Raw genomic sequence first — 22,125 nt, 5'->3', positions numbered from 1 at the left:
CGAGTAGTCCGGCACCGACCAGTCGAGCCCCATGAGCTTCAACAGGCTCGCCACGAAGCCCGTTGTCTGGCGAAGCGGCAGGCCGAACAGCACCTTGATGGTCAGGCACGCTTGGATCGCCGCGTCCGAGAAGGTTTGCTGCCGCCCCTGCTTGCCCGAAGGCGCCGCGTGCCAAGCCATGCCCGGGTCGAACCAGACCGTCAGAGACCCGCGCTCACGCAGCGACGCGTTGTAACTCGACCCGTTCAGGGTGCGGCAACGGGTGGGCGCAGGCTTGGACATGCCGGACAGCTATGTCGCTGGACTCACGATGTGAATCCCACGCAGGCTTTCTGCAACAAGGCCTAGAGAGCTTCAACGGTCGGATGCGGGATGAACTGCTCAATGAGACCATGTTCCGGAACCTGGCTCACGCCCGTGACGTCATTGCGGCCTGGGCTCCCGACTACAACACCGAGCGCCCGCATTCGGCTTTGGACTACCAGACCCCGGCTGACTACGCGCGAACCCTGACAACCGCAATCGCCCGCCCCGCTGCACGAGCTGAAAGCTCCGCGCGTCGGGCGATTGCTAACCCTGCTGATACGAGCCAGATAAGTCCCGACTTACGTGCGTCCTAAGTCCTTGATCTGGCATCATCCCGTTTCCGTTTGCATCGCGCAGAACCGACTTCTGGTCAGGTAGGTACCGACGCGCACCATTCCGAGGGTCGAACGGCAAGGGGCCGACCCAACAGCCGACCCCACAACTCCCGATTTCTTACTATGCTTAGTTGCGGCGGAAGTCTTTACGCCGGTAGAACTTCGCGCTCGACGAAATTTCCGTGCATGCGGCGATGCCGCGGCCGGCAAGATGCTGGGCGTAGGGTCCCGGCTCCCTGTTCATCTCGAATGCCATCTGGGTCAGTGATACGTATTCTTCACGAAAGGCACGCAGGCTCTCGGCCGTCACATAGGGCGCCGCCCGGGCCGTATACCCGAGATGGATTTCCTTCTCCACGAGCTTGCCAGCCTCGACCAGTTCGGAGATCGACCTTCGATCGGTCATCAGCAAGCGCGCGGCCTCAAGGTGGACCAATCCGACGGATCGCTTCGGACGGAGCTGTCCTTCGAGTTCGGCGACGCAGACCAGAAGATTCGGAAGAGAGCGCTCTCGTTCGGCATCGTGTCTGAGTTTCAGATCCCCCCGGCGGCCCAGATGGATCAGGGTTTCGATCGGCAGACGGTACTGGCGCGCGGCATCGAACAGGGGAAGATGGGTTGCAGGGCCCAGCGGACGCCGGAAGGGAAAGCCGAAGAGTTGTTCTTTGAGCAGCCAGACGTCGTTCCGGGCGAAACTGTAGGTCCCCGGTCCGTCGACCGGCTGGACACCCAGAAAGCCATTCTGTGCCAGCCTGCCGACGAGGTTGCGATGCACCCCGAGAATCTCGCAGACTTGGGAGAGATCGTAGGCTGTGGCTTCAGTGGCCTTGATCTCGTTGAGGACATCCGTGGAAATGTAGTCAAGCAGCACCGGCATTGCCGACCCGGCCCTGACGTATGCCAGGCCGCGTTCGACGAGCCGATGCCCGAGCCTTGCGCGGTTCATATCGATGGAAGCTGCGCCTGTCGCGAGCGTATGGCGACGTTGTTTGCGGCATGTCACGCCCAGCACTTCCGTCCCCTCGGGGACCGGGAACGTCTCGAGGATGTAGTCCCGGACGAGATCCTTGATCGGGGCGTAAGCCGTATCATCTCGATTTCTCAGCGAGTCGAAGAACGTGCCGAACCGCATGCGATGCTTGGTGGCCGCGAGCGGCTTCGACATGCGAATCCCCTCGAGGGCGTCGTGGATGGCAGTCGGTCCGCCGCTCAGGATCTGAAAACCATCGTGCCCGGCTATTCGCTGGTCCCGCGGCGTGAGACCGCTGAGCGCGGTCTTTGGTCCGAACCGCACGAGGCAGCCAAGCGAGCGTGCCGTCGACGCCACCACGCGGTACTCCAGCCCATCGAGGAAGGGGTTGGTCGCGTGTCCCAAAACTCTGCCGACGAGGTAGGTCTCGAGGTCCCGGTGGAGAGGGAAGACCTTGGACCCAAGGCGGACCAAGATGTTCGGGTCCGTGTTCGCCACGGCGCGGTGAAAGTCCAGTTTACCGGCAGTTCCGGACGCCTCCGTGATGTCCTCGAGAAGGCACGAGTGCTCCGCGCAAGCATGGACGTCTGCGAGGAGCCAGGAAAAGCGCTGATACGGTCCGAACCTGCGATCCCGGCGCTTGTCGGCTCTGATGCATTTCAGGCAGATGCGGATGCGGAACCGGATCAGATCGCTCTTGGTCATCCGTGCATGACCCAGGACGAACTGTCCGTCGGCATTCATCATAGGAGTTCTGTGAAGCGACGGGTGGTCCGGCACTCCGGCACCGATCGCGAGAGCCGACAGTGCCTCCGCGTCGGGACGGAGGATGTCTTCCTGGCGGACGCCGATATCCGTTCTGAAGTCGGAAAGGTCCGCCGCGCCATTCCGCGCGGCAATGCGGGAGAGGAGCGACGTGAAGGTCTCGTCTTCGTGGCTGGTCACGGACAGGGGAGACAGAGGCGACGCGTCGATCATCGAATTCTGTCCTCCTCCGCCAGCAGTTCCCTCGGATCGATCCGCCGGAAGTTCTCAGCTACGAAGGGGTTGAGCCCGTCTATGCAGCCCGCCCGCCGCCTGAAGGCCCCCGCGAAGTCGGCGACCGTCAAAGTCGTGGCCCGCCGAAGCAGGGCCACTTCGATGGCCGCGATGGCAATCTCAATGACCAGCCCGAACTCGTTGGCCGCGGCGTGCACGAGCCGCGTGCCGAACGCATCGGACTCGATGTCGGGATCGACTGCAAGGACGGTCTTTCCGATATAGGCGGAGAGAAGGTCGCGGACCTTGGCGAGGTCGGCAAGCTCGCTGATCGGCTCGAAGCGGATCGGTTGAAACCGCCGCCCGAGCTGCGGATCGAAGTTCAGGATGTCCGCCAGCTCCCCAGTGCCGGAGAGCACGAGGCAGATCGGCCAGTCAGGGTCCTGCATAAGCGATTTCAGGAGGTTCACGACCGACTGCCGCTCCCGCTCTGTTCCTTTGGCCGCGAGGTCCTGAGCCTCGTCGAGGTGGAGAAAGAGCGTCTGCCGCTCCTTTAATTGGTACCGGACGAGGTTCCACACGTACCAGGACTCCCGGCGACCATTCACCGGGTACCCTAGACCTCGCAGGATCGTCTGGCCGACATACTTCACGGTGGCGGGGGAGGGCACGCGTAGGCTGATGATCGCGCGATGATCCGGATCGGCTTTGACGACCGATGCCGCATTGCGAAGGAGCCTGTCGACCGCGGTGGTTTTGCCGCTGCCCGAAGCGCCGATGACAGCGATCCCGCGCACCTCGCGGGATCGGCCTGCCTTGATGTCGGCCTCCCGCCGGTGTCGAAGGAGGCGGAAATCCTCCTCCAGCCGACGGAAGCCCTCGTGCCGCACGAAGTGGGCTTGGAGGTCGGCGATCTGCTCGCCGATCAATTGCAGGTGCGCGTCGGACATCAATCGTCCTCCAGCGTCCAGGGCGTGTCCGGATCCACCTCCGGATCGAACTCGACCGGAGGCGTCGCGGCTCCACCCGGCGCACCGCCTTTGGGACGAATTGGTGTGCCGAACCCGAACGCAGACGGTTCACCGTCGTTCCCGTTGCCACCTCGGTTCGGACCTTTGCCGATCTTGTCGCTGGACCCGGCCCCGCCAACCTTTTCTGTGGTCGTAATCTGAAGGCCGAGGAAAAGTTCGCTCTCGAGCCGTCCCAGCGTCTCTGCCGACATCCGATGGGGCGTCAGGCCCATCCGGGTCAGAGCGTTGCGCTGGATGTCGTCGATCTTCCCGAACGCGGCGCGGATGGTCTCCTCATGGATCGCCGCGTCTTTTCGGTGCTTGAACCGGAGTCGCTGGCAGATGTCGGTCCATTCCGCCAACGATCGCCCGTCGAAGCCGGCCGGGACAGCTTCGGCGGCCATCCAACAGCCGTCGATCTCGACCGTGATCCAGCCGATATTCTCGGGGTCGATGCGGATGCCAACAGTCTGCCCATGACCGTGGAGGAAATGGTGCCGGATTTCGTCGGAGGTGTACTCGATGCCGAACGCCCGGACGTTTCCGCCGACGATCTTGCGGGTCCCGTGGATACCGAACGCCGCCCGGCGCGTATGGCCGTCCGGTGGAGGGGTGACGCCGTAGAGGTCGCTCAGCCTCTTCCAGCAGTTCGCGGGGGTCTCTCCGCCGAGGCCCTCGTGAGGAAGGTCGTGGTATATGTCGACCACGAAGGTGACGAGGACCCGGGCCAGCTCGTCGTCGCCGATGCTCGCCCACCCTTCGGCGTCGTAGTCACCCTTGTCGATGGGGTTGGAGAATGTCCGCGCGACCAGCAGGGGCATGAGCTGCTGCCCGAAGGTCCGAAGGATCCGTTCTATCGTTCCGCGAAGCTGCGGCTGACCGGCCGGTGCGAACAGGACGTTTCCGCCCGCGGCGGCGACTGCGGCCCGGAACGTGTCGTTGTTGTTCTCCGGACCCATGTCGGCACTGACGACATTCAACCCCCCGTGGAAGGGCCAGGGATTCTCGCAGCCCATGGCTTGCGCGATGTGGGACTTGTCGCGGGTTGCATCGGCGATCACCGCGACGGAGGTTTGGGCCGTGGGTTTCTCGGCGATCCGGAACCCGAGCACCACGCGCGTTGCCTTGTCGATCACCAGCGTGACCCAGCGTCGGCCCCGCTCCAGGTCGGCACGCATCGCGGGGCTGAGGCCATCGATGATGCCACTTTGTGCGAAGAGCGTGACGAGGTCTATCATCCAAGAATCGGTCTCGACGACATCCATCGGAAAGAGTGCCGGATCGCCGTTTTCGGCGATGTTGAACTTCCGGTTCGCGGCAGCGGGGCCGTATCGCATCGCGTAGGTCGAGTACGGATCGAGCGAGGACAGCCGTCTCCGGATCGTTCGAGCCGACATGGGATCGAGGAGCGTCTCGCCCGAGGCCGTGCGTCGACGGTTCTCCGCGTGCAGATCGAGTAGCGTCTTCGCAACCGTTTGGGCGACCGTCGGACGGAGCGGATTGGCATAGTTTGCAATTGCCTGGGCGACAAACGCCTCGGTCGCCAGAGTGAACCGCCGATGGCGGTTCCCGGCCCGGTGGACCTCGGGAACGAGGCTCATGATGGTCCGCGCGTGGCTTCTATAGGTCCGGTACCACTCCAGGAGGGTCGACGGCCGCGGTGGTTCGCGCTGTTCCATCTTGGTCCCCGATCGCCGTTCCTTCGATCCACGCCGGGCGGCGGCTTCCATCTCCGCGACGCGGGGGACAAGGCTCTCCATGACTTGCGCGATCGCCGGCCGGGTCAGGGACACCTTGTCAGCCCTGCACACCGCTTCGAGCGCGGTGCACCATCGGTGCCGCCAGAGAACTTCCTCTCGAACGTGAACCGGCAGATCGTTCACGCCGATGCAATGCTCCGGCAGCGAGACGTTCCGGGAGGCCCGGTCGTAGAACCCGCGCTGGAGCTGCGCCGAGCGCGTCCGCAGGAGATCGGACATGTCGTCGAAGCTGACCACCTCGGTGAGGGCGGGGTTCTCGTGCTGGAAGATGGTCAACCCGGTCTCGCCGTGGTCGGCCACGCGGTAGGCCGTGCCATGGATGACGAGGCGGTCGGTTTCAGTGAACTTCATACGGACGGTCATTGGACGGCTCCGATGCGAACGATGGTATCTGCCGTGATCGGCTGTCTGCGATCGACGGAGAGGTACCCGGCATAGATCGCTTTGAAGACGGCGCGGAACGTCCGTCCGCCCATGCCGCTCGCGGAGATGAGGTCGCCGATGCGGCAAGCCTCGGAGGTTGTCTCGATCCTGCACGCGAGCCAGTGGTCCGCCTCGGCGTCGGGGGTCCGGACGATATGGAGGTAACGTGCGGCGTTCCTGGCCTCGGTATTGTCGATGTCCGTATCCGTTATAAGCATGACCTCGTCCGCCACCCTGCGAGGCGTGGCGGCGGCGACGAGCGCCAGCTCCGACGAGAAGTGTTGGCGGTCGGCCAATGCCTTTGGCTTCACGGCGATGGCGAAGCGTCGTCCCGATCTGAAGGTCGCGAGGAAGTCGAACGTGTGCTGCCGACGATCTCCGTTCTGCCCCGCATACGCGATGCAGGGGAACTGCTCGCGCAGATCGTGCAGATCTTGCCTGGCAAGGAGGATGGACCGGGTCCTGTCCTCGAGGCGACTTTCGCAGTCGACGATCACCGGCCCGTCGATGGCCGGCACATGGCAGACCGAGGAGGTGCGGCAGCTTCCTCTCGAGCGGAACGAAACTCTCCTGAGCCCCCGCGACGGAATCGGCGGGCGGATCGTACCTAAGTGTTGGTTCATGTGGGTTTCGGCACGCCCCCTCCGACCCGCACCGATGGTGCGGTCGACCGGGGGAGGCGGCCGCCTTTCATCATCTCGTTGGACATGTCTTCCGAGGGCGCTCAGCCGCCATCGGACTTGACTTCGCTGCTGCGGGAGAGATGATAGAGGTATCGAGACCATCGATTTTCTATCAGGGCTCCGGCAAGTTGACGCTTGTCGGAGTTCTCTCGTTGTAGCGGGTGCTATCTCACGCGACGTCCTCCTTGCTGTATTTTTCCGGAAAGAGGGCCTCGGCGGTCGTGTCCAGCCGCAGAGCGATTGCTCTTTGGATCCGGTCCGATTTTCGATGACCTTGGCTCACAATCGATACCGTACTCGGCAGAACTTCGAGATCCCGCGCAACTTGCGCCAGAGACGTTCCTCGCTGTTTCAGTCGGCGTTTTATCGTCTCGTGTCGCTGTGGATCGATCATCCGGGGCTCCTCGCGAAATCTGGATGGTGGTCCAATAATCGCAAGATCACCGAATCACCGGCGATGACACCCGTCAACATAATTCGAGGCGAGAAGGCGATCTAAGTGCCTGACGATCTTATATTTTGTAGCCATACTCTATAGGATCGTCAGCGAATTTCGGGGTACTGCAAACCTTTTGTCAGCGCGAACTACATACATCGTGATTGAAGGTGATCGGATCACGCCTTCGACGGCGCGGTCCGCGCGCCGATGATACGCAGATGGGCACATTGGTTAATCAAGTCGGAACGTGGGACCTGCAAACACCCCAATAGCGAACGCGATCGAAAAGATTGCGTTGTGGCGTAGTAGGTCGTCCGCCCATCTACTTTTATAAATGCTGCGATGATCAAAATTGCTGCCGTCATCAACGTACACGAAATGCTACAGCGGGTTCTGTAGTGCCATGGGCGGCAAGCCGAAGTTTATTGCACGCGCGAACAAGCCACAGACCATCTTCAAAAGCCGACCTTCATCAGCCTCAGATCGAATAAACGGCGAGTGGCCCTATGCCGCCTGCGCGAAGCCACCATTCACGGCCTGTTGCCACACGTGGGCGTAGACGCTCGCGGCAAGTGCTTTCTTTTCATCGGGCGTGAACGGGGGTGACGGTAGACTTGCGAAGACTTCGTCCAAGATGAAGACCTCGACGTCTGCCTTTGTCTGTTCCTTCTCCCAGAAGCGATCGAGTTCGGCCAAGCGCGTCTTTATGGAGGCCAGGAGGTCGCGGCTCGCCTGCTTCACCCGCTCACGAGACGTCCTGTCCAGGTTATCCTTGAGCAGCAGGTCGAAGAGCGCGAGTTCATCCTCGCCAAGCCCCTCCTTCGTTGCGCGCTTCTGTTCCTCGTCCAGACTGTTCACCAGCTCGACCAGTCGACGGAAGGTCTCCTCGATGGCGGTTCGGTCTTTCTCCCGATTGTAGTCGGCGATGATCGCCTCGTACTTCACCTGATAGTCCATCCTCGCGGGATTCCGCGCCATCATCTCGGCGAGTTTCTGTTCGACGATGTCTCGAATGTCCTGAAGCGCGGTCGCTTTGCGTCTGACCTTCTTTGCGAATTCATCGCGCAGCTTCTCAAGATCGATCTGACTGAGGTCAAAGGTCAGTCCCTCGGTTTGGTCGTCTCCTGGCGCCTGCGTCCGGATGGCCTCGTTGACGATCCGGTGCAACTCCTTCAACAGCTCTGTCACGTCAGCCGTGTCGCGCCGCTCGGTCAGCTTCTTGTAGATTGCTTCGATGTTGTCGTGTCGTTCGGCGTATGCCCAAGCGCTGGGTTCCATCAGCAGCGCCTTGTAGCGAATGAACACCTGCCGTGCGAGAATCTCGAAGCGCCGCTTGGACTCGTCTGTCGAATAGACAGCTTCCACGGCGTCCTTTAGGCCCTTGATCCGCACAAAGCCCTTCGAACCAAGCAGCACGCCTGGGTCGAAGCCAAGGCCGCACAGATGCGCCTCGGTCGCCTCGATGGCTTCGAGCAGGGCCTGCACCCTCTCCTCGATGGGGGCGATGATCTCTTCTCCGCCTGTGCCATCAACACCAAGCGCGTACTGAGCCAGCGCGGCTCGCAGGCTGGCCAGCATCCCATTGTAGTCGACAATCAGGCCGAAGTCCTTGCCAGGATACACCCTGTTCGCGCGCGCGATGGCCTGCATCAGCGTGTGCGCCTTCATCGGCTTGTCGATATAGAGCGTCGACAGGCATTCCACGTCGAAGCCGGTCAGCCACATCGCACAGACGATTGCGACGCGGAACGGGTGCTTGGGGTTCTTGAAGGCCGTCTCGACATCGATCCGCTCGCCATTCCCAGTATCGAAGCCCTGCTTCATCAGGGCGCGGTGCGGGATGATATCGAACCCCCATTTTTTGAAGTCAGCGACCTCGTTCTGCGCTTCGCTGATAATGATTCCGATAATGGTTTCCTCAAGCCACGTTGCCTGCGCATCCAATTCTAGCGCCTCCTCCGCGAGTACAGCGCGCAAAGATTCGTTGGCCGTGGCATCCGCTTGGGCTTGCTTGGCATTGGCCGCCGCCCTGACTTCTGCGGCCTTCGCCCGCCATCGCGGGACGATCATCTGGTGCATCCGGGCGCAGGTGATCTTGTCGATGCAAACAAACAGGGATTTTCCGGCTTCCCACCTCGTTGCGCAGTGATCCACGAAATCGGCGGCGATCTTGTCGAGCCGCTCATCGGCGGTGATGACCTCGTAGTCCTTCCCGAGCAGCTTATCGAGGAGCGCCGCCTGATCGGGGTTGAGTTCCGCCTCCTCGATCTTCTCGGCGATCCGTTCGTTCAAATCGATCTTCGCGACGCCGAGCTTCTCGCCCCTGTTCTCGTAGACTAGCTTGACGGTGGCCCCGTCCTCCTCGGACCGCTTGAAGTCGTAGCGCGAGACATATTCGCCGAAGATGCGTTTGGTGATCTCGTCTTGTTTGAACAGCGGCGTACCGGTGAAGCCGATGAAGGCGGCATTGGGCAGCGCAAGGCGCATGTTTCGGGCCAGCCGCCCTGCCTGCGTGCGGTGCGCCTCGTCCGAGATCACGATGATGTCGTCACGCTCGCTGTAGGGCTTCTTCGGGTTCACGTCCTTGTTGAACTTGTGGATCAGGCTGAAGACGTACTGGTTGTTCTCCTTCAGGATCCGTTCCAGATCATCACCGGAGGCCGCACGCGGGGTATCGTTCACGGCAATGCCGCAACCCACGAAGGTCTTGTAGATCTGGCTGTCGAGATCGTTCCGGTCGGTCATCAGCAGGAAGGTGAAATTACCCGGCACCTTGCGCCGCACTTTTTCGGCGAAGAAGGCCATGGAATAGGACTTGCCGCTGCCCTGCGTGTGCCAGAACACACCCAACCGGCCAAGATCGGGGTGCGCCCGCTCGATGATGTCGACCGGACCTTCGGGGATGAAGGACGGCAGCGCTGTTTCCGCCGTTACAAGCGCCTGGTCGCCTTTCCTACGCTTCGTCGGCGCTTTTCGCTCCAGCGGCAACTCCACCACGCGGTGCCGCAGGCGTTCTCCGGGCGGGATGTCCGCCTTGATCGCCTCCTGCCATGCGACCGAGGCCACGGCGCAGTTCACGCCCAGCACCTGATGGTTTCTCGCCACCACCTTGCGCGCGGAGCCGGCCTTGCTCTCGTCGAACAGGATGAAGTTTTCGACCAAATCGAGCAGCCGGTCATGCGCCAGCATGCCGTTCAGTAGACGCTCGGCATCAACGCTGCCTTCATCCGCCTCGTTCAGCCGCTTCCATTCGTTGAAATGCTCCCACGCGCTGGTAATCGAGCCGTAGCGGGCACGGTCGCCGTTCGACACGATCAGGAAGGCGTTGTGGTGAAACGCATGGGCGATGACATTTTCGTCCATGTAGTCGCGCAGGTTGCCGTCGAACCCCGCCCGGATGTTCTTGTAGACAGCCTTGAGCTCGATGAAGACCAGCGGCAGGCCGTTGACGAAGCAAACCAGATCGGCGCGACGGTTGTAGTTGGGCGTCCGGATCCCGGTCAGCTTCAACTCGCGCACGGCGAGGAAGCGGTTGGCACCGGGGGCGTTGTCGAAGTCGATCACCCTGGCGCGGGCGGATTTCTGGCGGCCCTGCGCATCGCGGTAGGTCACGGGTACGCCACCGCGGAGCATGCGATAGAAGTCGCGATTGTGCTGCACCATGGAACGGCTGACGTCATAGACGGTCAGGGCGCGGATCGCATCCTCGATGGCAGGGGCGGGCAAATCGGGGTTGAGGCGGTGAACGGCCGCGCGCAGGTCGCGAGTCAGAACCGCCTCAGTCATGTCCTTGCGCCCCAGCGTGCCGTCTGGCCCGAAGGCCTCTTGGTTCCAGGCATAGACGTTTTCCCAACCCAGCACCGTTTCCAGATGCTCGGCGAAGGTCGCCTGAACCAGTCGATCCTCGCTGTTGATGCCTGTGACGGCCATGCAATCCCTCTCTGAGATCAGATCACGTCAAATCTGTCCTGTCCTGCGCTGCTCAAGGTATCTTCCAACGCCCTTAAGCACTTGGTCAATCATTTCAAGGCAATGGGCGATGAACTCGTCGCTCATGTAGAAAATCCACGGATCACTGCCCGTAGTCGATTTCTTGAACCATCCGTCTGGCCAACTTTCGGCTACGATCAACTCGCCGAATGTCTTGCGCTCGTCCATCGGCCACTCGAAGCTGTTGTGGAACATACTGTTGCGGTAGGCAGTCAGCGCCGCATGCATAGCGGCGAAGCCCTCAGGCAAATAGGGCGACAGACCGATTGCATCGGACAGTTGCCTTGTGCCGCGGACGAGGCCTGCTTTCTGCCACCGCGAGTCGTCACGAACCAATCGCGGATCCCAGAACTTCGTAGCGGAACTCGTGCCTCTGGTCGTTTCGTCCAGGGAGCCCTTACTCGCATCGAGTCGTTCCCGAAGCCCTTGGAAAATCGAGAGGAGCAGGGACTCGACGAAAGGGGCCAGCATGCCGACTGCCGACATGCTGTGCGCAGCATCCTGGAATACCGTTCCGTGCAGCGTGTCGACCCAATGGTTCTCAATGTGCATCTGGTACTCTTCGTCGCCTCCGGCATAGGCGCGAATGTGGGCGTCGAGCTCCTTGATTTCCTCCGCGACCTGCTTTTCGGCCTCACGATTCCGTCGCAGGATGCTCCTGATGGCGATCGCCTGAGCGTCCAAATGACGCTCACCGATCAGGAACAGTGCATGATCGCGGTGGCTCAGTTCGAACCCGTCAACGTCAGCCCCCGCCACTTCGCCCCAGTCTGCCTCGGTCACACCGCGATCTCCCCGTTCATCAGGCGCGGCAGGAGGAGGTCTCGGGCTTGGGCGAGTTTCTGGTTTTGTTGGTGAAGGACGATCAGTTGATCATAGGTATTCGTCAGCGTATCTTTGACAGGCGACATGAAGGCGCGGTCTGGCAGCGGGACAAAGACCCGGTCCAACGCAGACCGGCGAATATGTTTCATGGTGGCCCCAACCGTCTGGTTTTCGAAAGCAATCAGAGCTTCCCTGATGGCGCACATCAGAAAGCCGCGACTGACGCGCCCACGCGGGACGACATGAAAAAGGTGTTGGTTGAGCAGCGCCGGACCGCTCGTCCAGACATTCACCGCTAAAGTCCCCGACCATGAGAACAGAAGGTCGCCGTCCTTGAGATGGTACTTCTCGGGGACCATTTCACCGTCATTCCGGGGTGTCTTCTCAGTGACGCCTTGTTTCAACTCAGGGATCTTAACGATGGGCAAGCCGGTGTCGCCAAGATGCGCTGGCTTGAAGGCGAAACCGTTTATGAAGTCAGCCAGGTCGGAGAGCGCGAAACGCTCCCAGCCCTCGGGGAGGCCGTCGGTGAGGGGGACGTGTTCGTGGCCGGGGAAGCGGAAGTGAACGAACCACTCGCGGTAGAGCAGCCGCGCCGCCTCTTCCAACAGCGCAATCCGCCGCCGGTTGGTCTCGATCAGGTCGTCATAGGCGGAGAGGATGGAAACGATAGTGTCCTGCACATTCCGACCGGGCAGGAATATCGGCAGTCCGTGGATATGGTTTCGGTTCAGCGTTGGATTCGCTCCACCGACATTGAACTTCTCAAGTCCGAGGCACTTTAGCGCGTAGTATACAAAACGTGGGTTGTTTCCGTTGAGGGATTTGCTCCAGAGAGTCGTGTCATGGGGCCAATAATCACTTTCGGAATAGTGCACGCTCCCCAGCGTGCCCTTGCGTCCTATGATGATTCCGGGGCCTTCGACCTTTGCCTCGTTGTGCCAACTGCTTAGGCCGGAAGATGAGTAGACGGGGATCTCGCCTTCCTTCTGTTGCGCCTTCGTAATGTCGAAACCACGCTGCAAGAGCACGAGGTCCTGTAGGACGGCTGGTTTCCAGTGCTCGGAACCGAGGTAAGCCGTCACGCCCCCAACTCCTCGAAGTTTTGAGCGATCCGCGCCGCAAGCTCCGCCGCCTCCTCGTTCAACCCTTTCAGGTCGATGTGGATCGACCGCAGCGCCTCTTCGAAGTCAAAATCCTCGTCGACCTCCTCGGGCGCGACGCCGACATAGCGGCCGGGCGTCAGGCTGTGGTCATGGGCTGCGATCTCGGCCCGGCTGACCAGTTTCACCAGCCCCTCGACATCGCGCAGCACCGCGTCGGGGAACCGCTCCTGCAGCCAGTCGGCCTGTTTCACGAAATACCGCGTTGTCCGCAGCGCCTCGACCGCCGCGGCCCGCGCGCCTTCCAGCGCCTTGCGGGCGCGCGTCGCCTCGACATTGGGCCAGAGGGCGTGGTCGCGGGCGTCAAGTTCCTTGATGGCGTTATCCACCACCCGTCCGGCCAGCTTGGCGGCCAAGTCGATCTCCTTGGTCATGTCACGGCAGCGCTCGGCCATGGGGTGCAGCCCGGCGCGCGCCGCGTGCAGCCCGGTATTGTCACGCGCGGCGCCTGCCCATTCCGCTACCCTCGCGGTCACCTCAGCGTCGAACCCGGCAATATCCGCCGACAACGTTGTCCGCGCACCGGTCAGCTCGCCCCAGGTCTCCGCCAGCGGATCCGGATCGCGCTTTTCGGTAACGAAGGGCTGCACCAGCTCGATGAGTTTACCGAGCACCTTGTCATATTCGGCCAGCGGCTCCGCCGCTGCCTCGCCCTCGGCAATGGCCTGCGCCACGTAGCTTTCGACAAGTTTCAGGAACCGCTCAGTCTGGCCGCGATAGAGCCAGACGATGGCGGCGATGTTCTTCTGCTGCTCGGGCGCGAAATCGTAGATGGCGCGCGACACCTTGCGGTAGATGTTGCGCGCATCGAGCATCAGGACGTAATCGGCGCGCTCTGGGTCACGATTTTTCGCCCGGTCGAATAACCAAAGCTGGCAGGGCACCGTGCGCGTGTAGAAGAAGTTGCCGCGGATATCGATCATCACGTCGACGGCGCCGGTCTCGACCAGCTTCTGGCGCACCATCGCCTCGTCCCGCCCTGCGCTGGATGCCTGGCTGGACATGACGACCCCGGCGCGGCCGTTCTCGTTCAGATAGCTGTAGAAGTAGGACATCCACAGGTAGTTGGCGTTCGAGACCTTCTTGGCCTTGTTCACGCCCGGCAGGCCGAAGGGCAGCCGCTTGTCACCCTTGACCTTGTCGGCGTCGACCTCGTCCACGTTGAAGGGCGGATTGGCCATGACGAAGTCGCACTTGCCGACGAGTTCGTGCGGGTCCTTGTAGTAGGTGATCGCTTCATTCCCGGCCCGGATCGTGCCCTGCAGGCCGTGAACGGCGAGGTTGATCTGGGCGAGCTTGGCAGTCGTCTCGTTCTTCTCGTGCCCGTAAAAGGTGACGCGCTTCATCGTGTCCTGGCCCGCGTCCTCGATGAAGTGGCTGGACTGCACGAACATGCCACCCGAGCCGCAGGCGGGGTCGAAGACGATGCCGTGGTCAGGCTCGATCACGTTGACGATGGTCTGGACGATGGACGGCGGCGTGAAGAATTCGCCGTTGTCGTGCGCGCCTTGCTTAGAGAACTCTGCGAGGAAGTATTCGTAGATGCGCCCGAAGACGTCGCCAGAGGCATTGCGCAGGGCCTCGGTGTCGAACTTGCGCATCATGCTTTCGAGCAGGTCATCGTCGAAGCGCTCGTAGTCCTTGGGCAACTGGCCCGCGAGCGGCGGAAAATGTTCTTCGACTTCCTCCATGGCGGCGGTGAGCGCGGCACCAAGCTGACCGCCTTTGGGCATGTCGAGGATCACGTCGTAACGGGCCGCCTCGGGCAGCAGCATTGCGCGGCGGCGGCGAAAGTCGGCGTCGACCAGTAAACGATCCGGCATCTTTCCGGCCGCCTTGTCGGCCTCGATTGCGGCGAGAGCGGCGTAATAGCGGTTCGTAGCCTGCCGCAGGAAAAGAAGCCCCATGATGGGCATAAAATACTCGTTCGATGCGAGGCCCGAGTTGGCCCGCAGGTCGTCGGCCATCTTCCAGAGGTCCGCGCCGAACTGTTCGATCCCGGTCAGGTGGTCTGCAATCATTCGCTCGTTCTCTTTCCTGCGTCTTGTTCACCCGGACTGATGCCAAGCTTGTCCAGCGCTTTCAGCCGCTCGTATTCCTCGACTGCCAGCACGACGACAACGGGGCGTCCATGCTTCGCCACCGCGACAGGCTCGGCTCTGGCGAGATCGATCAGACGCCCGAAGCCGTACTTCGCGTCTTTCGCAGTCAGGATGTGCATTAGCCTCTCCGCATGCATACTGGATACTTCGGCCAAATTGGCCAATAGTACGATGTCGTCTCTGCCGTGGCCGATTATGGTCGCGGAAAGGCAAATCAACGGCGGCTGAGTGATATTAAATCACAGCTGGACGAAAGGCGGCAGTCGCTTGCGGTGCGAGTAGCGTGTGAGTTCGCGCAGGTCTTCATCTCGCAGCCGCGGCGAATGGCCGGTCTGGAGAAGCTGCATGGCAGCGTTTGATAGTGTCACGAATGTTCGTAAGAGGCTGATCTCGTCCTTATCGCCACAATAGGGTACACTCTCAGGTGACAATCGATTGTGACAAGCCAATCTGTCACATTTGGGTAGCGCGGCGGCTTTTGTGATAGTATCAAGGTCGCAGCCACCCCAATGTGACAGATTGCCATGCCCCGGATCGGTTATGCCCGTGTCAGTACCTCAGGCCAGGATCTTGATATTCAAAGAACGAGGCTGAAAGCGGCGGGCTGCGAGATAGTTCGAGCGGAAACAATGTCCGGCGCATCGCGAGATGGCCGGACCGAGCTGGCTACCGTTCTAGAATTCCTGCGAGAAGGAGATGAGTTAGTCGTCCATCGGCTCGACCGTCTTGGCCGATCGACGCGTGATGTCATGAACTTGGTGCATGAGTTGGACGCGAAAGGAGCCTCGCTTCGGGTTCTCGAACCGGAGGTGACGACTTCGGGCGATATGGGTCGAATGGTCATCACGGTCCTCGGCATGGTGGCGGATATGGAGCTGAAGTTTATCCGCGACCGCCAACGCGCGGGGATCGATGCTGCCAAGGGTAGAGGAGTTTACAGAGGACGCCAAAAGCGGATCGATGATGCCGAAATCCGAACGCTCGCGGAGCAAGGCCTATCTAAGGCAAAGATTGCCCGCGATCTCGGAGTTTCCCGAATGACGGTCTACAGAGCGCTAGTAGCGCCAGGCAGCAAAGAGGGCGCTGAAACGTAACAGGGCCTGCGACGGCGAAGTAGATGAAAAAAACCTTTCCATCAGTTACCGCGCAGTCTGCTCTCGGCCCATTGCTGCCTTTCACCGCAGCTTTCGATGCTGCAGTGCGGCCCGCCGAACCGGTCGTTCGCCTCAGCCGCAAGATCGAGGCGGAGCCGAACTCACACTCTGCGGGGACGAAGCGGGCGTTCAGATATTTTACTGCAAGCGCAGAGATTTCGAGGCCGCGTTACTGGGTCCAACCTCTAACGAATTGTGCCCCAGCGCTGATCGCCGAACGCGCCATCGAAGGCAGCTGCGCCGGGCGAGAATCCGAGTCGACAGTTCGACGTACTTACTTTCGGTCCTCCGATCCGCGTGGAGCGGTCGCGCACCGGGAGCTTCGATCTCGTGCTCGTACGCTCTTACAAGCCCGAAGCTCGCACAGAGCAAACGAGGGCGACCTCGACTATTTCCGGACTGGCTTATCAGGGGTCTACGGCACCATGGGCCGGCGGTCGAATGACGGGTCGGACAGGCAACGCGCGATTGAAAATGTAAGGCGATCCAATAAGCTTGCACGAGGCCAGGGAGGAAACAATGTCGCTCATATGCAAGATGCCGGCAGCGACTTCTGCCGTACCGAAGATCGGCTGCGTCGTCGCACTTGCAGCGTTCACGGCAATGCCGGGATGGGCACAGGAAAGGTTCGAGGTCCGCTCCCCCGGCGGTGTCGTGACGGTCACCCTTGAGGTTCAGAACGGCACGCCGACCTACTCCGTCACCCGCCTTGGCGCCGAGATACTCGAGCCGTCGGCCCTCGGCGTCCGCTTCGCCGAGGGCCCGTCCTTCGACGGTGGTCTTAGCCTGACCGGAACCGAGACCGCGTCCTTCGACGAGACGTGGGAACAGGTCTGGGGCGAAAAAAGGAACATCCGTAATCACTACAACGAGCTGCGCGCCACCTTCGAGACCGAGGGCGAGACGACACGCAGCATGGATGTCGTGTTCCGCGTCTACGACGACGGCTTCGGCTTGCGCTATGAATGGCCCGAGCAGGACACCCTCGGCGCGTTCGAGATCGCCGACGAGTTGACGACCTTCGACATGGCTGGCGACCCGATCGCCTGGTGGATCCCGGCCTATGGGCGCACACATTACGAATATCTCTGGCGCGACGAGCCGCTCAGCGCCCTCGACGGCAACCAGGCGGTCCACACGCCGCTTACCATGGAGACCGGGGACGGGCTCTACCTTTCGATCCACGAGGCGGCGCTGGTCGACTACTCATCGATGTCTCTGCTGCCCATGGGCGATGGCGTACTGAAGGCCGATCTGGCGCCCTGGGGCGGCAACGACGGCTTCACGCTGGTCCGGGGGGAGGCGCCGCTGGTGTCGCCGTGGCGGACCATGCAGATCGCGGACACGCCCGGCGGCCTGATCGAATCCTACCAGATCCTGAACCTAAACGAGCCGAACGCGCTTGAGGATAGGTCGTGGATCGAGCCGGCGAAATACATCGGCATCTGGTGGAACATGCACCTCGGCGACTGGTCCTGGGGGACCGGCCCGAACCACGGCGCCACGACCGAGCACGCCAAGACCTACATCGACTTCGCAGCCGAGCACGATCTGCCGAACGTCCTGATCGAGGGCTGGAACACTGGCTGGACCGGCCGCTGGTGGGGAGACGGCGTCAACATGAACTTCACCGAGGCGACCGAGGATTTCGACCTGGAAGAGGTCATGGCTTACGCCGCCGAGCGCGGGGTCAACATCGTCGGTCATCACGAGACCGGCGGCGCGGTGCCGAACTACGAGGCGCAACTCGAAGATGCACTTGCACTCTACGCCAGGCACGGCGTGCCGTCGGTCAAGCAGGGCTACGTGGATTTCGGACAGGGGATCGAGCATGACGACGCCGGCGGCGTGAACCGCGGCGAGTGGCACTATGGCCAATACATGGTCGAGCACGACGCGCTCGCGCGCGAGGCGTTCGCACGGGCGCAGATCGCGATGAACCCGCATGAGCCGGTAAAGGACACCGGGCTTCGCCGCACCTATCCCCACGTCATGACGCGCGAGGGTGCGCGCGGACAGGAATACAATTCGCCCGGCGGCGGCGGAAATCCAGTCGATTACACGACCGTCCTGCCCTTCACACGAATGCTGTCCGGGCCGATGGATTTCACCCCTGGCATCTTCGATCTCGGTCCCGACAAGGCGCACCACACGCCGTCGACGCTCGCCAACCAGCTCGCGCTCTACGTCGTGATCTACAGCCCGCTGCAGATGGCGACCGACCTCCCCGAGCATTACGAAGCCAATCTTGACGCCTTCCAGTTCATCAAGGACGTGGCCGTCGATTGGGACGACACGCGGGTGCTGAACGGGCGGATCGGCGATTACGTCACCATTGCGCGAAAGGAGCGCGACGGGGAGGACTGGTACATCGGGAGCATCACCGACGAGATCGGGCGCAGCTTCGAGGTTCCGCTGTCGTTCCTGGAGGCGGATCGGGAATATGTCGCCGAGATCTACCGCGACGGCCCGGATGCCGACTGGAAGACGACCCCGCTCGATATCGAGATCACCGAGGCCCTCGTTGACGCCTCGACGGTTATGGAGTTGCGGCTCGCCCCGGGGGGCGGCCAGGCGATCCGCTTCCGGCCCGCGTCGGAAGAAGAGTACGAGACAATGGACGAATATGCTCCCGAGTGATCGCCCGAGGTCAGATGGTCATGACGGTGCCGATCTTGCGCCTGTCACGAATGGCCAGCGCTTCGGCTGCCGTGCGGCAGGGATCTGGCCGCGATGAAGACTATATCCTGCTGTCCGTTTTTTTACCTGCGCAGCAAGAACTTGCATTTTCGCAATGGGCTCGGAGCGGATCTGCGGCGCTGCGGCATGCTACCCTACGGCGCCGGCACGGTGCCGGTGATGAGGGGGAGTGCGGTGGGCCGGAGAAACTGTCATGCCTGCCTCAAACGTTCCTGCGATCCGTGTGCGTCGCCCTGTCTGGAACAAGGGTCGTATCGTCGGCCAGAAACGTCCGCTACTGCCGAAACACGTCTGGGCGATCGGTGTGCCGCTCGAGCTCGCCGGTCGCACCCGTGACCTCGCCCTCTTTAATCTGGCGATCGACAGCAAGCTGCGCGGCTGCGACCTCGTCACGCTCCGGCTCGCCGACGTCTACGCGGCGAGCCAGGTGAAGGAGCGGACCTCGATCATGCAGAGCAAGACCCGGCAACCGGTCCGCTTCGAGATTACCGAAGGGACGCGGAAGTCTCTACTGGCCTGGCTCGACGATCCCGAACTGGTCGGGTCGCAATATCTCTGGCCGGGGCGGTTCCACGAGAGGCTCCACATCTCGACCCGCCAGTATGCGCGCCTCGTCCGAGGTTGGGTCATGTCGATCGGACTGGAGCCGAGCTCATACGGCACCCATTCCATGCGCCGGACCAAGGTCGCCCAGATCTACCGCAAGACCGGCAATCTCCGCGCCGTCCAACTCCTGCTAGGTCATACCAAGATGGACAGCACCGTTCGCTACCTCGGCGTCTAGCTGAAGGATGCGCTTGCCATATGGGAGGCGGTCGAGACTTGATCGGCAGGGCCGCCGGCTTCTGGCGGCCTAGACCTGCCATTGGCACGATGGTCGAACGCTGCGATGCAGCTTCACGATATCGGCCATTCATCCATTGCGCATAATCTTCGAAGGTAAAGGTCGGCGGAGCGGACAAAGGAAGCATCCGCTCGAGTTATCTCCGTCTCATCATGCAGTCTTTCGAGGAGCCGGGCCGCGCGTGCGAGGTCACGTCCGTTATCCGCGCCTCATCTCGCCATCGTTTTCAAGATGACCTCTGCGGCCTCCTTTGGGCGGTCCCATTGCGGGAAGTGGCCACACCGCTCGAACCAGTGCAGCCGCGCGGTGGGGAAGGCCGCTTGTGCGCGGTCCGCCTGACGTGGCAGCAGGAGACGGTCCTGACGGCCCCAGCCAATCGTTACGCGGCCGGGAGGTGTGGCGGTCCCCTCCTGCAACGGACCACGCGCCAGCTCGCGCAGCGTCGCGTCGAACACGTCTGTCTCGGCTATGGCCGTCAGCTCGTTCCGGACCAGCAGGGGATCGAGGGCGCCGGGCCTCGCCGACAGTTGCGCCAGCAGAACGGCCCGTGCGGCGCGGCTGTGCGAGAGCGCCGGAATGCGCCGCCGCAGGAGGCGCACCAGCCGGACCGAGGCGGCAAGCGTGGAGCGGAACCACGCCGTCTCCCAGCCGCGCCAGAAACCGCCCGGATCAAAAGCGACCGTGTGGCCGCCGATGCCGCGGCGTGCCAGTTCCAGCACCAGCCGCGCGCCGACAGAACTGCCGACGGTATCGACGCCGGCGAGCCCATTCCGGTCAATGAAGTGCTCGAGCGCATCCGCATGGGCGGCGATGGTCTGGCGCCCCGTAAGCGCCGGAGACCCCCCGTGCCCAGGTAGATCGACCAACACGACCTCGCGTCCGCGAGCAAGCAGCGGCAGGATGCTGTCCCAGGACCGGACGCTTCCACCCAGCCCGTGAATCAGGAGCAAGGGTGGTCCTGCACCGTGACGTTCGAAATTCAGTTCCATGCTCAAGCAACGCTCGGCAGCGGAACTGGTTGCGCCGGTGGTGCTGGCAGCCGACGGGCCGTCGTGCCGACGGCGCCGCGCAGCGGACGCAGGTGACGTCCCGGGGGGTGGTGTAGCTGGCGGTGGCCATCGGGTTTCTCGGTAGGGTCGGGTTGCTGACACCAACCTGAACCGAGGGATGTTCCCGATGACTAAACCGATGATGGACTTCCGCGCGCTCGTGGAGAAGAGCGGCGACGCGGACCTGCTCCGCGAGATGATCGGCTTCGCCGCCGAGCGGCTGATGGAGCTGGAGGTCGGCACGAAGACCGGTGCCGACTACGGAGAGAAAAGCGGAGAGCGCCTTGCACAGCGCAACGGCTACCGCGATCGGGACTGGCAGACCCGAGCAGGGAACGTCGAGCTGCGCATTCCGAAGCTGCGCACGGGGAGCTATTTCCCGTCCTTCCTCGAACCGCGACGCTCGGTGGAGAAGGCGCTGACGGCCGTCATTCAGGAGGCCTACGTCCATGGCGTCTCGACACGGTCCATGGACGACCTCGTGCAGGCCATGGGGGGCACCGGCATTTCGAAAAGCCAGGTCAGCCGGTTGTGCGAGGAGATCGACGAGCGGGTGGACGCGTTCCTGACGCGGCCCATCGAGGGCGAATGGCCCTACCTCTGGATCGACGCGACTTATCTCAAGGTTCGTCAGGGCGGGCGCATCGTCTCCGCGGCCGTGACCATCGCAGTGGGCGTGAACACCGACGGGCGGCGCGAGGTCCTGGGCATGGCGATCGGAGCGTCCGAGGCCGAACCCTTCTGGACCGAGTTCCTGCGCAATCTCGTGCGCCGCGGGCTGGGCGGCGTGAAGCTGGTGGTCAGCGACGCCCATGAGGGGATCAAGGCCGCCACGGCCCGGGTGCTTTCCACTACCTGGCAGCGCTGCCGTGTCCATTTCCAGCGCAATGCGCTTGCCCATGCCGGAAAGAGCAGCCGTAGGGTGGTTTCCGCCTTCATCGCCACCGCCTTCGCCCAGCCGGACCACGCCACGGCCAAGGCTCAGTGGCGGCTGGTGGCCGATCAGATGCGCTCGAAGCTGCCGAAGCTCGCCAAGCTCATTGACACGGCGGAAGAGGATGTGCTCGCCTACATGACCTTCCCCGCCCAGCATCGCGCCAAGCTTCACAGCACGAACCCGATCGAGCGCCTGAACGGCGAGATCAAGCGGCGCACCGATGTCGTCGGCATCTTCCCGAACGAGAGCTCGATACGCAGGCTCGTCGGCGCGATCCTGATGGAGCAGACCGAGGAATGGACCGTTCAACGTGGCCGCTACCTCACGCTGGAAACGCTCGCACCGGTCTGCGATGATGCCATAGTCAGCCTGCCTGCTGCGCAGCGCGACTGACCAGCTCGGCCCGCCTCTGAGCGCGAGGCCCGCCACCAGCTACACCACGAGCTGGGACATCATC

At 62.3% G+C, this 22,125-nt stretch carries 16 protein-coding genes and 1 pseudogene; 5 read left to right on the top strand and 12 right to left on the bottom strand.

The genetic code is table 11. The features are described 5' to 3' along the window. On the bottom strand, positions 1 to 282 hold a 282-nt coding region (locus LX81_RS20065; protein WP_211322843.1), incomplete at its 3' end, for a transposase. A gap of 50 nt (positions 283 to 332) precedes the next feature. Between LX81_RS20065 and LX81_RS20060 the strand changes: the two are divergent. Further along, positions 333 to 620 (top strand): annotated as a pseudogene (locus tag LX81_RS20060) (integrase core domain-containing protein); the annotation flags it as partial. Between the two features lie 148 nt (positions 621 to 768). Here the strand turns inward: LX81_RS20060 and LX81_RS20055 are convergent. The 10 genes from LX81_RS20055 to LX81_RS20010 all read right to left on the bottom strand — a co-directional run bounded on the left by LX81_RS20055 (position 769) and on the right by LX81_RS20010 (position 15,103). Next, entirely contained in the window at positions 769 to 2,589 is a 1,821-nt protein-coding gene (locus tag LX81_RS20055; RefSeq protein ID WP_111539063.1) for a TniQ family protein, read from the bottom strand. Beyond that, a complete protein-coding gene (locus LX81_RS20050; RefSeq protein ID WP_111539062.1) occupies positions 2,586 to 3,539 on the bottom strand; it encodes a TniB family NTP-binding protein in 954 nt (317 codons plus the stop codon). Before LX81_RS20050 ends, LX81_RS20055 begins: the two co-directional genes overlap by 4 nt. Beyond that, complete coding sequence (locus LX81_RS20045; protein ID WP_111539061.1) at positions 3,539 to 5,722, bottom strand: TnsB C-terminal domain-containing protein; 2,184 nt, start codon at positions 5,720 to 5,722, stop codon at positions 3,539 to 3,541. The genes LX81_RS20050 and LX81_RS20045 overlap by 1 nt, the downstream gene beginning before the upstream one ends. Then, positions 5,719 to 6,279: a PDDEXK family nuclease gene (locus LX81_RS20040; protein WP_146259495.1), complete on the bottom strand. Its 561-nt coding sequence runs from the start codon at positions 6,277 to 6,279 to the stop codon at positions 5,719 to 5,721. The genes LX81_RS20045 and LX81_RS20040 overlap by 4 nt, the downstream gene beginning before the upstream one ends. A gap of 355 nt (positions 6,280 to 6,634) precedes the next feature. Next, complete coding sequence (locus LX81_RS20035) at positions 6,635 to 6,859, bottom strand: helix-turn-helix domain-containing protein (RefSeq protein ID WP_111539059.1); 225 nt, start codon at positions 6,857 to 6,859, stop codon at positions 6,635 to 6,637. A gap of 549 nt (positions 6,860 to 7,408) precedes the next feature. Beyond that, positions 7,409 to 10,834, bottom strand: a complete 3,426-nt coding sequence (locus tag LX81_RS20030) for a type I restriction endonuclease subunit R (RefSeq protein ID WP_111539058.1) — start codon at positions 10,832 to 10,834, stop codon at positions 7,409 to 7,411. A 27-nt stretch (positions 10,835 to 10,861) separates the two neighbouring features. Continuing rightward, positions 10,862 to 11,677 carry a hypothetical protein gene (locus tag LX81_RS20025; RefSeq protein WP_111539057.1) on the bottom strand — a complete coding sequence of 272 codons (816 nt, stop codon included), beginning with the start codon at positions 11,675 to 11,677 and terminating at the stop codon, positions 10,862 to 10,864. Beyond that, a complete protein-coding gene (locus tag LX81_RS20020; RefSeq protein ID WP_111539056.1) occupies positions 11,674 to 12,804 on the bottom strand; it encodes a restriction endonuclease subunit S in 1,131 nt (376 codons plus the stop codon). Before LX81_RS20020 ends, LX81_RS20025 begins: the two co-directional genes overlap by 4 nt. Next, positions 12,801 to 14,903, bottom strand: coding sequence for a class I SAM-dependent DNA methyltransferase (locus tag LX81_RS20015; RefSeq protein ID WP_111539055.1), 2,103 nt, complete (start codon positions 14,901 to 14,903; stop codon positions 12,801 to 12,803). The genes LX81_RS20020 and LX81_RS20015 overlap by 4 nt, the downstream gene beginning before the upstream one ends. Beyond that, complete coding sequence (locus tag LX81_RS20010) at positions 14,900 to 15,103, bottom strand: type II toxin-antitoxin system Phd/YefM family antitoxin (protein WP_111539054.1); 204 nt, start codon at positions 15,101 to 15,103, stop codon at positions 14,900 to 14,902. The genes LX81_RS20015 and LX81_RS20010 overlap by 4 nt, the downstream gene beginning before the upstream one ends. A gap of 405 nt (positions 15,104 to 15,508) precedes the next feature. Here LX81_RS20010 and LX81_RS20005 point away from each other — a divergent pair, with 405 nt between their 5' ends. The 3 genes from LX81_RS20005 (at position 15,509) to LX81_RS19995 (ending at position 19,622) form a co-directional block, all read left to right on the top strand. After that, entirely contained in the window at positions 15,509 to 16,078 is a 570-nt protein-coding gene (locus LX81_RS20005; RefSeq protein ID WP_111539053.1) for a recombinase family protein, read from the top strand. A 579-nt stretch (positions 16,079 to 16,657) separates the two neighbouring features. Further along, on the top strand, positions 16,658 to 18,778 hold the full coding sequence (locus LX81_RS20000) for a glycoside hydrolase family 97 protein (RefSeq protein ID WP_211322842.1): 2,121 nt from the start codon (positions 16,658 to 16,660) through the stop codon (positions 18,776 to 18,778). 253 nt (positions 18,779 to 19,031) lie between these two features. Then, the gene (locus LX81_RS19995) at positions 19,032 to 19,622 is read left to right on the top strand and encodes a tyrosine-type recombinase/integrase (RefSeq protein WP_111539052.1); all 591 of its coding nucleotides are present in this window, start codon (positions 19,032 to 19,034) and stop codon (positions 19,620 to 19,622) included. A gap of 269 nt (positions 19,623 to 19,891) precedes the next feature. Here LX81_RS19995 and LX81_RS19990 read toward each other — a convergent pair whose 3' ends face one another. Next, positions 19,892 to 20,671 (bottom strand): alpha/beta fold hydrolase, encoded by a 780-nt coding sequence (locus tag LX81_RS19990; RefSeq protein ID WP_111539051.1) that lies wholly within the window; start codon positions 20,669 to 20,671, stop codon positions 19,892 to 19,894. 187 nt (positions 20,672 to 20,858) lie between these two features. Between LX81_RS19990 and LX81_RS19985 the strand changes: the two genes are divergently transcribed. Beyond that, on the top strand, positions 20,859 to 22,061 hold the full coding sequence (locus LX81_RS19985) for an IS256 family transposase (RefSeq protein WP_111537624.1): 1,203 nt from the start codon (positions 20,859 to 20,861) through the stop codon (positions 22,059 to 22,061). Positions 22,062 to 22,125 lie beyond the last annotated feature (64 nt).

It is taken from the genome of Palleronia aestuarii (genome assembly GCF_003253995.1).
In the GTDB taxonomy this organism is placed as follows: domain Bacteria; phylum Pseudomonadota; class Alphaproteobacteria; order Rhodobacterales; family Rhodobacteraceae; genus Palleronia; species Palleronia aestuarii.
This window is presented reverse-complemented; position numbering and strand designations above follow the sequence as displayed.

What these genes read in the sequence shown, in the direction of transcription:
- LX81_RS20055 (WP_111539063.1), bottom strand. Translation starts at nt 2,589, where the DNA reads ATGATCGACGCGTCGCCTCTGTCTCCCCTGTCCGTGACCAGCCACGAA.
- LX81_RS20050 (WP_111539062.1), bottom strand. Translation starts at nt 3,539, where the DNA reads ATGTCCGACGCGCACCTGCAATTGATCGGCGAGCAGATCGCCGACCTC.
- LX81_RS20045 (WP_111539061.1), bottom strand. Translation starts at nt 5,722, where the DNA reads ATGACCGTCCGTATGAAGTTCACTGAAACCGACCGCCTCGTCATCCAT.
- LX81_RS20035 (WP_111539059.1), bottom strand. Translation starts at nt 6,859, where the DNA reads ATGATCGATCCACAGCGACACGAGACGATAAAACGCCGACTGAAACAG.
- LX81_RS20030 (WP_111539058.1), bottom strand. Translation starts at nt 10,834, where the DNA reads ATGGCCGTCACAGGCATCAACAGCGAGGATCGACTGGTTCAGGCGACC.
- LX81_RS20015 (WP_111539055.1), bottom strand. Translation starts at nt 14,903, where the DNA reads ATGATTGCAGACCACCTGACCGGGATCGAACAGTTCGGCGCGGACCTC.
- LX81_RS20010 (WP_111539054.1), bottom strand. Translation starts at nt 15,103, where the DNA reads ATGCACATCCTGACTGCGAAAGACGCGAAGTACGGCTTCGGGCGTCTG.
- LX81_RS20005 (WP_111539053.1), top strand. Translation starts at nt 15,509, where the DNA reads ATGCCCCGGATCGGTTATGCCCGTGTCAGTACCTCAGGCCAGGATCTT.
- LX81_RS20000 (WP_211322842.1), top strand. Translation starts at nt 16,658, where the DNA reads ATGTCGCTCATATGCAAGATGCCGGCAGCGACTTCTGCCGTACCGAAG.
- LX81_RS19995 (WP_111539052.1), top strand. Translation starts at nt 19,032, where the DNA reads ATGCCTGCCTCAAACGTTCCTGCGATCCGTGTGCGTCGCCCTGTCTGG.
- LX81_RS19990 (WP_111539051.1), bottom strand. Translation starts at nt 20,671, where the DNA reads ATGGAACTGAATTTCGAACGTCACGGTGCAGGACCACCCTTGCTCCTG.
- LX81_RS19985 (WP_111537624.1), top strand. Translation starts at nt 20,859, where the DNA reads ATGACTAAACCGATGATGGACTTCCGCGCGCTCGTGGAGAAGAGCGGC.